Origin of the sequence: Nitriliruptor alkaliphilus DSM 45188, assembly GCF_000969705.1 — a bacterium.
Lineage (GTDB): Bacteria > Actinomycetota > Nitriliruptoria > Nitriliruptorales > Nitriliruptoraceae > Nitriliruptor > Nitriliruptor alkaliphilus.
In genome coordinates this window covers 1,797,487-1,809,664 of record NZ_KQ033901.1, presented here as the reverse complement: position 1 = coordinate 1,809,664, position 12,178 = coordinate 1,797,487, and the positions used below count along the sequence as shown (strand labels likewise).

12 protein-coding genes, 1 tRNA gene and 1 pseudogene are annotated in these 12,178 nt (G+C 68.8%); 6 read left to right on the top strand and 8 right to left on the bottom strand.

What is annotated here, in order from left to right:
* Entirely contained in the window at positions 1-768 is a 768-nt protein-coding gene (locus NITAL_RS08530) for an enoyl-CoA hydratase/isomerase family protein (protein ID WP_052665761.1), read from the bottom strand.
* Between the two features lie 61 nt (positions 769-829).
* On the opposite strand from NITAL_RS08530, the gene NITAL_RS08525 reads away from it, so the two are divergent.
* Positions 830-1,930: a CaiB/BaiF CoA transferase family protein gene (locus NITAL_RS08525; protein ID WP_052665760.1), complete on the top strand. Its 1,101-nt coding sequence runs from the start codon at positions 830-832 to the stop codon at positions 1,928-1,930.
* A gap of 37 nt (positions 1,931-1,967) precedes the next feature.
* On the opposite strand, the gene NITAL_RS08520 is transcribed toward NITAL_RS08525, so the two are convergent.
* From NITAL_RS08520 to NITAL_RS27125, 4 genes are read right to left on the bottom strand one after another with little or no spacing between them, the layout of a single operon-like run.
* Positions 1,968-2,183 carry a hypothetical protein gene (locus NITAL_RS08520; RefSeq protein ID WP_211262284.1) on the bottom strand — a complete coding sequence of 72 codons (216 nt, stop codon included), beginning with the start codon at positions 2,181-2,183 and terminating at the stop codon, positions 1,968-1,970.
* An 11-nt stretch (positions 2,184-2,194) separates the two neighbouring features.
* Entirely contained in the window at positions 2,195-2,704 is a 510-nt protein-coding gene (locus NITAL_RS08515) for an aromatic-ring-hydroxylating dioxygenase subunit beta (RefSeq protein ID WP_052665756.1), read from the bottom strand.
* On the bottom strand, positions 2,701-3,972 hold the full coding sequence (locus NITAL_RS08510) for an aromatic ring-hydroxylating oxygenase subunit alpha (protein WP_052665752.1): 1,272 nt from the start codon (positions 3,970-3,972) through the stop codon (positions 2,701-2,703). The genes NITAL_RS08515 and NITAL_RS08510 overlap by 4 nt, the downstream gene beginning before the upstream one ends.
* Complete coding sequence (locus NITAL_RS27125; RefSeq protein WP_211262283.1) at positions 3,969-4,340, bottom strand: AMP-binding enzyme; 372 nt, start codon at positions 4,338-4,340, stop codon at positions 3,969-3,971. The genes NITAL_RS08510 and NITAL_RS27125 overlap by 4 nt, the downstream gene beginning before the upstream one ends.
* Positions 4,341-4,443: 103 nt before the next feature.
* Here NITAL_RS27125 and NITAL_RS08500 point away from each other — a divergent pair, with 103 nt between their 5' ends.
* The 5 genes and pseudogenes from NITAL_RS08500 to NITAL_RS29535 form a co-directional block, all read left to right on the top strand.
* Positions 4,444-5,601, top strand: a complete 1,158-nt coding sequence (locus NITAL_RS08500; RefSeq protein WP_211262282.1) for an acyl-CoA dehydrogenase family protein — start codon at positions 4,444-4,446, stop codon at positions 5,599-5,601.
* Complete coding sequence (locus NITAL_RS08495) at positions 5,598-6,488, top strand: HTD2 family dehydratase (RefSeq protein WP_052665746.1); 891 nt, start codon at positions 5,598-5,600, stop codon at positions 6,486-6,488. Before NITAL_RS08500 ends, NITAL_RS08495 begins: the two co-directional genes overlap by 4 nt.
* Positions 6,485-7,768: an acetyl-CoA hydrolase/transferase family protein gene (locus tag NITAL_RS08490; RefSeq protein ID WP_157041717.1), complete on the top strand. Its 1,284-nt coding sequence runs from the start codon at positions 6,485-6,487 to the stop codon at positions 7,766-7,768. The genes NITAL_RS08495 and NITAL_RS08490 overlap by 4 nt, the downstream gene beginning before the upstream one ends.
* A complete protein-coding gene (locus NITAL_RS08485) occupies positions 7,765-8,961 on the top strand; it encodes an acetyl-CoA C-acetyltransferase (protein ID WP_052665743.1) in 1,197 nt (398 codons plus the stop codon). The genes NITAL_RS08490 and NITAL_RS08485 overlap by 4 nt, the downstream gene beginning before the upstream one ends.
* Positions 8,962-9,479: 518 nt before the next feature.
* A pseudogene (locus NITAL_RS29535) lies at positions 9,480-9,857 on the top strand (transposase); the annotation flags it as partial.
* 57 nt (positions 9,858-9,914) lie between these two features.
* Here NITAL_RS29535 and NITAL_RS08475 read toward each other — a convergent pair.
* The 3 genes from NITAL_RS08475 to NITAL_RS08465 form a co-directional block, all read right to left on the bottom strand.
* Positions 9,915-9,991 (bottom strand) — tRNA-Ala (locus NITAL_RS08475).
* Between the two features lie 116 nt (positions 9,992-10,107).
* On the bottom strand, positions 10,108-11,385 hold the full coding sequence (locus NITAL_RS08470; protein WP_211262281.1) for an LCP family protein: 1,278 nt from the start codon (positions 11,383-11,385) through the stop codon (positions 10,108-10,110).
* A 112-nt stretch (positions 11,386-11,497) separates the two neighbouring features.
* On the bottom strand, positions 11,498-12,178 hold the full coding sequence (locus tag NITAL_RS08465) for a translin family protein (RefSeq protein ID WP_052665740.1): 681 nt from the start codon (positions 12,176-12,178) through the stop codon (positions 11,498-11,500).

Here is a 12,178-nt window from a genome sequence, read left to right as displayed (position 1 = left end):
TCAGAACGTTTGCCGGCGAGCGTGGAACTGCTCGATCCCTCGACCCGCCACGTCCTCGCCAAGATGCTCGACTACCGCATCGATCTCCGCGGCCAGCCCGGTGGCAAGTGGCTGCTCGAGTCCTCGCCGGGCGAGCTGCTTGGCACGAGCGAGCACCCTACGGTCCTTGGCGAGCAGCGTCGTGACGAGCTTCCCTAGCTCGTCCTCGAACCTTTCGGCGGAGGCCGAACGGTAGGCCAAACCCCACGCGACGGCGTCCGCCCCCGAGATCCGCTCACCGGTGAGGATGTGGCCGAGCGCCCTGGGGAGCCCGACGAGTCGAGGCAGCCGCTGGGAGCCGCCGCCTCCGGGTACCTGGCCGAAGTTCGCGTGGTTGTCGGCGAGAACGGCATCCTCCCGGACCAGTGCCAGGTCGCATGCCTGAAGCAGCTCGAAGCCGCCAGCCATGGCGTAGCCCTCCACGGCAGCGATGACGGGAACCTCCAGTTCGCCTATCAGTGACAGGGCGCGTCCGAAGGTGGCGAACAGGGGTCGCAGCCCCTCGGGCCCTCCTTCACGGAGCCGGGCCACTTCGTCGAAGTCTCCGCCGACGCTGAAGTTGCCCTCGACACCACGGATGACCACTACCCGCACCGTCGTGGGCACGGCGACCAGTCGGCGTTCGAGCCCTTCGGCGAGCGCGAGGTCGATCGCGTTGCGCACGTGTGGCCGGTCCAGCCACAACGTGAGCACGGCCCCGTTCAGCGCCGGACGTACGGGATCGCCCATGGCCTCGCTCCTGGCACTGAAGTCGGTATGATATCTGATACTATACGATGGGAGTTCAACCGTGCCTGGACCACTCTGCGGCCTCCGTGTCCTCGAACTCGGGGGCCTAGGGCCTGGCCCGCACGCCGCGATGGTGCTCGGTGACCTCGGGGCGGATGTGGTCCGTGTCGACCGACCCGTGTCAGAGGGCCGGTTGGGCGCTCCGAGCCGAACAGACCTCGTGCTCCGCAACCGGCGGTCGGTGCTCGCCGACCTCAAGGATCCAGCCGGTCTCGAGACCGCCCACTCCCTGGCGACCCGCGCCGACGTACTCATAGAGGGGTACCGGCCCGGAGTGGCCGAGCGACTCGGGCTCGGGCCTGCGGAGTGTCGCGAGGCCAACCCACGGCTCATCTACGCCCGGATGACAGGATGGGGTCAAGATGGGCCGTTGGCGCAGCGCGCTGGCCACGACCTCAACTACATCTCGCTGACCGGGGCACTGGCAGCGATCGCCCGCCCCGGTCAGGCGCCGACGGTCCCGCTCAACCTCGTCGGCGACTACGGCGGAGGCTCGATGCTCCTGCTGACCGGCATCCTCAGCGCCCTCTGGGAGCGCGAGCGATCGGGCGAGGGTCAGGTCGTCGACGCGGCGATGGTCGACGGGACCGCGTTGCTGACCCAGCTGTTCTGGAGCTTGCGGGCACAGGGCCGGTGGACCGACGAGCCCGCCAGCAACCTGCTCGACGGCGGTGCGCCCTTCTACGACGTCTACACCTGCGCCGACGGGCGCCACCTCGCCGTCGGGGCGATCGAGCCGCACTTCTACGGTGAACTGCTCGATGGCCTCGGTCTCGCCGAGGCGGACCTGCCCGAGCAGTCGGATACGACCCGATGGCCCGAACTGCGCCGCCGACTCGCAGAGGCGATCGTCACGCGATCGCGTGACGAGTGGGCGACGATCTTCATCGACCGCGACGCCTGCGTGACCCCCGTCCTGACCTTCGCGGAAGCGACGGAACACCCCCATCTGGCAGCGCGTGGCACCCTGGCCCGGATCGACGGTGCGGTCCAGGCTGCTCCCGCGCCGCGGTTCTCACGGACGTCCACGGAAGAACCGACCCCGCCGCGAACACCGGGCGAGGACACGGAAGCGGTGCTCGCCGACTGGGGCGTGGCGTAGCCCATCGGGTCAGCGGGAGCGCGACACGGCTCGAGGTTCACGTCTCGTCGGGATCGCGCCACCGGTCCGCGGAAGGGTCGAGCAGCTGCCGAAGGTGGCCATCCGGCAGGTGCACCAGGGTCTCGAGCTCGAGCGCATCGAGGAACCGGACCGTCCCGGTGTGCAGATCCTCGAGGCGCAGGCGCGGACCGTTCCCGGCCAGATCCACCGCGACCTCGACCTCCGCGAACTCGTTACCGATGACGTCACGCACGGGGATCCCTATCAGATCAGGAAGGACATGCTCGGCAGGGCGAACTCGTTGTCGACCAGTTCGACCTTCTTGTAGGCCATGCGCAGTTCACCGACTTCGTCACGGCGGAGGCGGTAGGTGACCCGACCAGCCCAGCTCGTCACCCCACGTTCGCGCGCCTCGTAGACGACGAAGTTGGCGCCGACCACGGTGTCGCCACCATCGGTCCCCAGCAGCTCGACGTTGCTGAGGAGCCGGCGAAGGCGCGACTTCGGAGACTGGGAGTGGCGTTTGCCGGTCCTTAGCTGCGCGAGGCGTGTCCGGATACGGCTGCGGTTGTCGTGGACAACCGACACCTGGGTGGAGGGGTCGACCTCATCACCGTTCGCCGGGACCCAATAGATGGCGTCGTCGGTCCAGAGTGCTTCCCACGCGTCGTAATCGTGCTCGTCGGCGAAGCGGGCCTCGCGATAGAGGAACCCCTCGACCTCGCGCAGCTCAACCGTGGCCCTCTCCGGGCTCTCTGTCTCCGGCGCCGTCACGACCCAGCCTCCGTCATCAGCCCGTGGTAGTGCCGCCAGAAGCCGCGCATGCCAGTTTCGTCGGTGGCGGTGCCGATGCGGTGACCCCGCTCGTCCCGTCGTTCACGATGCAGCCCCCGACGGACCTCCAGCCACTCGGGTCGACGAACCTCGAGCCCACGCTGGTTGCGCTCGTACATCTCGGTGTCATCGGCGAGAAGGAGCCCTGCGGGGCCGATGGAACCGATCGTCTGCGACAACATGCGCCGGTTGATGTCGGGCGCACCCCTGAACTGGATAGCCGTGCCGTGTTGCACGCTGAGGTCCGGGGCCAGCGGCTGGATGTTGAAGACCTGGATCTCCGCGATGAACAAGTTGGGGAAGATCATCACGTGTGGCGAGCCTTCGATGAGGATCTGCTCGGCCGCCTCACCGTGGCGTTCGCGGATCTTGCGCACGTACTCGGGGAGCCGGTCCTCGGTGGTGCCGAACCAGCCCATCGGCTTGCCGAGCCGCCGGAACTCAGGGCGCAGGTCGTTCTCGCTGTGACCGCCTCCGAGATCACGGGTGACGGCCTCGGAGGCGTCGCTGTAGAGATCTCCGATGCCACTCTCAGCGACGCTGAAGATGGAGCCATGAACGAAGACCGGGTGGTAGCCGTCGGTCTCGTTCTCGGCGATCAGCTTCCAGTTCGCCTGCGTGCGGTGCTTCAGCCACCCGGCGTTGAGCTCGATCTCGCCCTCAGGTGCGAGCCGCAGGAGCCGGTCGATCTCGCCTGCAGCATCGCCGAGATGCTCCTCAAGCGAAGGACCCTCCTGGGCGAAGCTGCCGAAGACGAACCCGCCGTACTCCGCTACACGGGGCAGGCTGGCCAACCCGAGGTCGAGCTCGTCGCGGGTCTCGGCGTAGCCACCGCGGAACGGGTAGCCGATGAGTTCGCCGGTGTTCCGGAACGTCCAGCCGTGGTAGGGACACCGGAACGACCCCGCATTGCCGGCCAGATCCTCGCAGACGAGGTTCGCCCGGTGGGTGCACCGGTTGAGCAGCAGACGCACCTGCCCGTCCTTGCCTCGCACCATGATCACGTCCTGCGGACCGATGTTCTTGCGGACGTAATCGTTCGGTTCCGGCACCTCACTGACGTGACCGACGAAGACCCAGGTGCGGTACCAGATCCGTTCGAGCTCCTCCGCGAAGATCTGTTGGTCCGTGTACAGCGAACTGTGGACCCGCTCCTCCTGGATCAACCGGTCGTAGCGGTTCGTGTCGGTGGCGTCGAGCGTGGTCATCGGGCGGCTCCTTCGAGTCGCTTCTCGGCCTCCTGGGCCAGTCGGAACTTCTGAACCTTGCCGGCGGGGGTCGTCGGAAGCCCCTCCGGATCGACGAACATCACGTGCTTGGGCACCTTGAAACGAGCCAGGCGTCCCCGGCACAGGGCGAGGAACCTCACCCTCGTCGATCTGCTGCCCGGGTTCCCGGACGATCTACACGCATCCGATCTCGACCAACGGTCACCGCGCACGCCGACCGCGATGGCTCGGCCGCTGCCTGGGTGAGCGGTCAACAGCTCCTCGATCTCCTTGGGCATGACACGTTCGCCCCCACACTTGTACAGCTCCTGGCTCCGGCCCGTGTGTTGCAGGTAGCCATCCTCCATCACACGACCGAGATCGCTGACAGTACATATCTGATATGGTATCATATCGCGTTTCTCGGCGGATGGATGACCCACCGCTTCCTGTCAGCGTCGGAGGATTAGGGTGCTAACCGCACTGGACGATGTCGAACAGACCATCGTGGACACGGTTCGGAGCTTCGTCGACCGCGACGTGCTTCCGGTCGTTCGCGAGTTGGAGCACGCCGACACTTACCCCGAAGTGCTGATCGAAGGCATGAAGGCGCTCGGGATCTATGGCCTGCTGGTCCCTGAGAAGCACGGCGGCTCCGACGTCTCGATGGCGTGCTTCGCGGCTGTCACGGAGGAGCTCGCACGAGGGTGGATGAGCCTCGCGGGTGCGATGGGCGGCCACTCCGTGGTGGTCTACCTCCTACGGACCTTCGGCACGCAGGAGCAGCAGGATCGCTTCCTGCCACGGTTGGCGACCGGCGAGATCAGGGCCACCATGGTGCTGACTGAGCCAGGTGGCGGCTCCGACCTGCAAGCGATGACCACGACCGCCTTGCTTGATGGTGGCGAGTTCGTCGTCAACGGCACCAAGACATGGATCACCAACGCTCGTCGGGCCGGCCTGCTCGCACTGCTGTGCAAGACCGACCCGAGCGCCGAGCCGCCTCACCGGGGCGTGAGCGTGCTGCTGGTGGAACCGGAACACGGCTACGAGGTCTCTCGTGACCTGCCGAAGCTCGGCTACAAGGGCGTCGAGTCGTGCGAGGTGGTCTTCGACGATGTCCGAGTGCCAGCTGATGCAGTGCTTGGTGGCGACGAGGGGGCCGGGTTCCGACAGATGATGAGAGGGCTGGAGGTCGGCCGCATCCAGGTAGCGGCACGGGCCTTAGGGGTCGGCCAGGCCGCCATGGACGCCGCGCTGCGGTACGCCCAGGAACGCGAGACCTTCGGCAAGCCGATCTGGCAACACCAGTCCGTCGGGAACTACCTCGCCGACATGACGACCGAGCTGCGGGCCGCGCGACTACTGACCTTCGATGCAGCCCACGCGATCGACGGCGGTCGCCGTGCGGACATGGAAGCCGGCATGGCCAAGCTGTTCGCCAGCGAGGTCGCCATGCGAATCGCGCTAGACAGCGTCCGAATCCACGGCGGATACGGCTACTCGACCGAGTTCGACGTCGAGAGGTACTTCCGTGATGCACCGCTGATGATCGTAGGCGAGGGGACCAACGAGATCCTCCGCTCGGTGATCGCCCGTCAGCTGGTGGGCCGGAACCGGGTCCCGTGAGCGAGATCGCGATCCCCGCCGCGTTCGAGGAGATCGAACGATCCTGGCGTCCCGCGGATCAGTACGCCGAGGACGTCGTGACCGCGCAACCGCCGGCGCTGTTCTCCGCGATCCTCGACCAGCCACCGGTGGTGCAGGCAGATGGCGACCCGCTACCTCCGCTGTGGCACTGGTTCCTCTTCGCGCCCGCGTACCGACAATCGACTCTAGGAGAGGATGGCCATCCCGAGGCAGCGTCCTTCACCCCGCCGCTGCCCGATCGGCGGAGGATGTTCGGTGGCGGTCGGCTCGAGGTTCACGAACCTCTGCGCTGCGGGGAACACGTCACGCGACGGTCCAGCCTCGTTCACGTCAACACCCATATCGGGCGGACTGGGCCGTTGCTCCTCCTGACCGTCCGTCACGAGCTTGCAGTCGCTGGGCAACTGCGCATCAGCGAGGAACAGGATCTCGTCTACCGCCGCGCCGCGGACGTCGCCCGAACCCGCCGAGATGATGTGTCGATCGCGCGGTCCGCCGAGCAGGCGCCGCCTTCGGCCGACCGCAGCTTGACCGTGAGGCCGGATCCACGGCTGCTGTTCCGTTTCAGCGCCTTGACGAACAACGCCCATCGTATCCACTACGACCGCCCGTACGCGGAGCAGGTCGAGGGGCACCCTGGCCTCGTGGTCCACGGCCCCCTTCTCGCCTTGCTCTTGCTCGAGCTCCCGAGGCGCCATGACCCCCGGCCGATCTCGTGGTTCACGTGGCGCGCCCCCCAGCCGGTCTACGACCGTGAGACCGTCGAGGTGGTCGGCTGGCGGCACGAGGACGGTTGGGACCTCGCCGCCGGTGCGGCTGGGAACCTGCAGCGCGTGACCGGGACGACAGCGCGAGCCGGCCGGTGAGAGGCCCTCAGCACATACTGCTGGACGACCTCGATCTGGCCGCACATGTCCGGGAGGGAGATACGGTCCTGTGGGGGCAGGCCTGCGCGGAACCGTTGCCGCTGACTCGACTACTCATGGAGCAGCGCCACGCCATCGGCCCGTTCCGTTGCTTCCTCGGTCTTCCCGCCTCGGACACCTGTGGCCCCGAGCACACCGACGTCGTGTCGTTCGTGTCGTACTGCGGAAGCGGCCCGAACCGCGAACTCGACGCGGCCGGAGCCCTGGACCTCCTGCCCGTCCACTACTCCGCCCTCCCTCAGTTGTTCGCAACGGGGTCGCTGCGGATCGATGTCCTCCTGCTGCTCACGGCTCCCCCGGACGAGAGCGGCTGCTACCCGCTGGCGGTTGCGGACGAGTACCTGAGCGCCGCTATCGATGGCGCTCGCGTCGTCATAGCTGAGGTCAGCGACCGTGTCCCCCGGAACGTTGGTGGCCATCGCATCCCCGCCGACCGGATCGACGTGGTCGTCCCCACGTCGCGAACCCCGTTGGTGCTACCGGCGCGTGATTCCTCTCCCGCAGAGCAGCGGATCGCTGCACACGTTGCCGAACTCATCCCTGACGGCGCCACCTTGCAGTTCGGGTTGGGCTCGTTGCCGAGCGCGATCCTCCGCGAGTTGTCGGGGCACCGCGACCTCGGCGTGCACTCTGGGATGATCGGTGACGCCGTCGCAGATCTGATGGAGGCAGGTGTGATCAACGGCACCCGCAAGACCGTCGACAGGAAGGTCACGGTCGCGGGGACCCTGATGGGAACCGAACGTCTGTTCGCATTCGCGGACGGCCGTCCCGACATCCGGCTATGCGCCACCGCCTACACCCACGATGCCGACGTCCTCGCTGCCCAGCACCGGTTCGTAGCCATCAATGCCGCGCTCGAGGTCGATGTGAGCGGCCAGGTCAACTCCGAGAGCGTTCGCGGGGCCTACCTCGGTGCTATCGGTGGCGCCGTGGACTTCATCCGCGGGGCGCACCGTTCGGCCGGGGGCGTACCGATCACAGCGCTTCCGTCGACGGCCGGTGCGCACAGCCGCGTCGTCGCGCAGCTCAACGGGCCGGTCAGCACCGCGCGCAGCGACGCCGGCATCGTCGTCACCGAGCACGGTGTCGCCGATCTGCGTGGGTTGACCCTGCCGGAACGGCGCGAGCGAATGCTCGCCGTCGCGGACCCAGGGCACCGGCCTGCGCTGGTCGCACAACTCGACGCCATCACTGCAACCGTCGGAGGAGCACCATGAGACGCGCCGCGATCGTCGCCCCCGTCCGGACTGCCGTCGGTACGTTCGGCGGAACGCTGCGATCCGTTCCCGTCGAGGATCTCGTGGCCGTAGTGGTCCGCGAGGTCATCGACCGGTCTGGAGTTGACCCCGAGCGGCTCGAAGAGGTCATCTTCGCGCAGTCGTACCCGAACGGCGAGACGCCGTGTGTGGGTCGCTGGGCGGCGCTGCACGCGGAGCTGCCCGAACACGTACCCGGGTTCCAGCTCGACCGGCGGTGCGGAGGCGGGCTTCAGGCTGTGGCGACAGCAGCGATGATGGTGCAGACCGGTTCCGCTGATGCCGTCATCGCAGGCGGTGTCGAGAGCATGAGCAACGTCGAGCACTACACCACTGACGTCCGCTGGGGGAAGCGCTCCGGTGGCACGAACCTTCACGACCGGCTCGACAGGGGACGACTGCGTTCGCAGCCCGAATGGCGGCACGGGGCCATCAGCGGGATGATCGAAACCGCCGAGAACCTGGCGGTTCGCTACGGGATCACCCGGGACGAGTCCGACGCTTTCGCCGCTCGAAGCCACCAGCGTGCCGCCGCCGCTTGGGCCGATGGTCGCCTCGCCGAGGAGGTCGTGCCGGTCAACGTGCGTCAACGACACGGTGGCGTGCTGACCTTCGACCGGGATGAGGGCATCCGCCCTGACAGTACGGAGGTCACGCTGAGCCGGTTACGAAGCATCCAGCCGGACGGCGTGGTGACCGCCGGCAACGCGTCGCAGCAGAACGATGCCGCCGCCGCGTGCCTGGTCGTCGCCGAGGAGGCTCTCGACGACCTGAACCTCGAGCCACTGGCCTACCTACGAGGTTGGGCAGCCGCCGGATGCGATCCAGCGCACATGGGCATCGGTCCGGTGCCCGCCACCGCCAAGGTGTTCGCGCGAACGGGGCTCGGGTTCGACGACCTCGACCTGGTGGAGGTGAACGAGGCGTTCGCCACCCAGGTCCTCAGCGTGCTGAGCGAATGGGGATGGCACGACCACGACCGACTCAACGTCAACGGTTCGGGCATCTCGCTCGGCCATCCCGTCGCGGCCACTGGGGTGCGCATGATGACGACGCTGCTGTTCGAACTGCGCCGGCGCGGCGGACGGTACGGGCTCGAGACCATGTGCATCGGCGGCGGCCAGGGCATGGCCGCGATCTTCGAGATGGCATGACGAACCCGGGAACGACGCCACCCGAGCGGACCGACACGTCCCAACCCGTCCCTGAGCAGCCGGACGACTGGACCGAGCCCGGGGCCTACCCCGTCGCCGCGGGCGTTCATCGCATCCCCCTGCCGATGCCTCACGACGGGCTACGCGCAGTCAACCTCTACCTCATAGAGGCGGAAGAGGGCCTCCTCGCGATCGACTCCGGATGGGCGATCCCGGAAACGACTCAACACCTCACCAGTGCCCTCGCGCGACTCGGGCATACACCCCGACGATCGGCCGTCAAGGCCCGCACTCAAGCAACCAACCAGCTCAGGAGCCTGCTCGTGCACGTCGACGACGATCTACGCCAGCGGTTGACCCATCGACGCACCCTGCGCATGGTCGAGCGCACGTCACGCATCCGGCCCACCGGCGGCACCAAGCGGGCGATGCGATCGCTCGCGCGCCGATGGCTGCTGCTCACCGAGGAGATCGGCGAGCTCGAACGGGCCCTGGGCGAGCTGGTCCAGAACCATGTGCCGGAGCTGCTCGAGCGGCCCGGCATCGGGGTGATCAGCGCCGCCCAACTGCTCGTCACAGCAGGCGCCAACCCCGATCGGCTGCACTGCGAAGGAGCGTTCGCCGCGCTCTGTGGTGCTACGCCGGTCCGGGCATCATCTGGGCAGACGATCCGGCATCGCCTCAACCGCGGCGGCGACCGGCAGGCCAACCACGCGCTGTGGACTATCGCCCGCGTCCGACTGGTTCACGACGAGCGCACCCGCGCCTACGCAGCAAGACGCACCACCCTCGGTGACAGCCGCAAAGAGACTCTGCGGCGGCTGAAGCGCTACGTCGCTCGAGAGGTCTACCCGATCATCCTGCGGGCCCTCGGACCTCACGCTCGCCCCCGTTGACATAGGGGCATCACTCACCGGAAATGCAGAGAACCGCCCCGTACGGGGCGGTTCTCGTGGTGGAGGTGATCGGATTTGAACCGACGGCCCCTTCGTTGCGAACGAAGTGCTCTGCCGAACTGAGCTACACCCCCAAGGATGCGGGCGCCCCGGTGCGAGCCGGAGCGAGGCGGGATGGTAGCCGCGCCCTCACCGGGGAGCCAACGGCGCCTCGGAGCGTGCGCCCACGCGACCGGGCACCTGGCCGGGGTCAACAGTCGCCGCCCACGTCTCCGTCCGCGGTGCCCGCCGGCGCCTGGCCGCTGAGGGTCTGCGGCCCGTTCGACGGGTCGACGTCCTCGTCGGCCGTGGGCTCCTCGCCGCCGGACCGCTCCTCCGTCTCATCGCCCACGTCGCCGCCGTCCGCGCCGTCATCGACCGTCGACAGCTCGGCCTCGGCGTCGCCGTGCAGCAGCCACGACACCATGCCGGGGATGGCCGCCTCGTCGAGCTCGAGCACCTCGGCCCGACCGATCGTGGTCGGCTCACCCGGGAGGGCACGGCCCTCGAGGTCGCCGGCGACCGTGTCGCGGTGCTCACGGACGAGCTGTTGGAGCCGCATCAGGTCGAGCGAGCTGTCGAGCTCCACCGACCGGGCGATGGTGTTGGCGACCCGCAGCAGCTGGGGCAGGTCGTCGAACACCCCGAGCTCGGCGAGCTCGGCCCGGACCTCGGCGATCAGGCGGTGCTGGCGGGCGATGCGCCCGTAGTCGTCGTCGAGCTGCCGGGCGCGCACGAAGGCCAGCGCGTCCCGACCATCGAGGTCGACGCAGCCCGCGGGCAGGTCGAGGTGCGACCCGTCGTCACGCAGCGGCTCCTCGAGGTGCATGGAGACGCCTCCGAGCTGGTCGATGACGTCGACGAACCCGCCGAAGTCGACCATCACGACGTGATCGATGGTGACACCTGTCAGAGCGGTCAGGGTCTCCACCGTGCAGGTGGCGCCGCCGCGGCCGTCGGCCTCGCCGATCTCGTAGGCGGCGTTGATGCGACCCCGGCTGCCATCGCAGCGTTCGACCACGCTGTCCCGGGGCACGTTGAGCATCCGCACCTCCTCGGCGTGGGGCGCGAGGCGGGTCAGCGCGATGACCTCGGTGCGTTCACCGGGAGCGTCTCCCGTGCCGAGCTCGCGCCGCTGTTCGGGTGTGAGGTCCTCCCGCGAGTCCGACCCGAGGACCAGCACGGTCAACGCCTCGGCCTCGGACGCCTCGGCGCCGTCACCACGCGACGACTCCGCATCGCTCTCGGGTACCTCACCCAGGCCGCTGACATCGACGCGTTCGATGCTGCGGTCGATGGACCAGACCGAGGCCACCACGACCAGGACGAGCGACCCGACGAGCACGCCCACCGCCGTCACCGAACGCCGCCCCCACTCGCGACGGCGCTGGATGGTCGGCGGGGTGGCGCGGTCGGCGTGCTGACCCACGTGTGGTGGCCTCTCGCCTGCCTCGGTGCACGGGACGGTCCCGTACAGACGACGCACCACGATGGCCGACGGTTGCAACCCCCGACGCCGCCGTACGGCCGGATGCGCGGTCGGCGTGGCAGCGAGGCTGGCCGTCCCACGTACGAACGACGGTGGTTCCTTGGGCGTGCGGTCAGCCGCGACCGTCGGCGAGGAGGCGTTCGACCGTCTCGCGGTGCGCGTCGAGCGCCGCTCGCAGGTCGCGCTGACCGGCTGCCGTGGTGAGGTCGCCCCGGGTCCGCTCGGTGATCGCCCGCGCCGCGTCCGTCGCCCGACGAAGGCCCCGCGTCAACCCGTCCGGCGCATCGATCGTGACCAGCGCCGACAGGATCTCCTGCATCGTGTCGAGCCGGGCCTCGGCCGCGGCGAGGTCGCCGTCGCGGACCCGGTCGAGGCACGACCGCCGCAGCTCACCGACCGTCTCGGCCAGCCCGTGCAGCCACGATGCGTCGTCGACCCCGACCGCCTCGGGGCCCGGCAGCGCGGCGCCGGTGCAGGCGGCGCGGGTGAGCACGGCCTCGGCGACCTCCTTGGCGGCATCCGGGACGAACCCGGCGTGCAGCACCTCGGGGAAGGGCGAGCTCGCCGCCACCGCGGCGTCGAGGTGGGCCCGGGCGTCGGCGATGAGCGCGTCGGCTCGGTCGAGCTCGGTGCGGTGCACGGCACGGATGGCGTTGGCCGCCGCGCGGATGGCGTCACGCGACGCGGCCAGCGCTGCCTCACGTGCCTCGTGCCGCGCGACGAAGCGGACCCGTACGGGGTCGCTCAGCGCGAGCAGGTCGCCCGCCGCCGGCGGGGGACCCGCCTCGGCCAC

Coding starts and splice junctions, on each gene's coding strand:
- NITAL_RS08530 (WP_052665761.1), bottom strand. CDS start 768: ATGGGCGATCCCGTACGTCCGGCGCTGAACGGGGCCGTGCTCACGTTG.
- NITAL_RS27125 (WP_211262283.1), bottom strand. CDS start 4,340: ATGGAGGATGGCTACCTGCAACACACGGGCCGGAGCCAGGAGCTGTAC.
- NITAL_RS08485 (WP_052665743.1), top strand. CDS start 7,765: ATGAGACGCGCCGCGATCGTCGCCCCCGTCCGGACTGCCGTCGGTACG.
- NITAL_RS08510 (WP_052665752.1), bottom strand. CDS start 3,972: ATGACCACGCTCGACGCCACCGACACGAACCGCTACGACCGGTTGATC.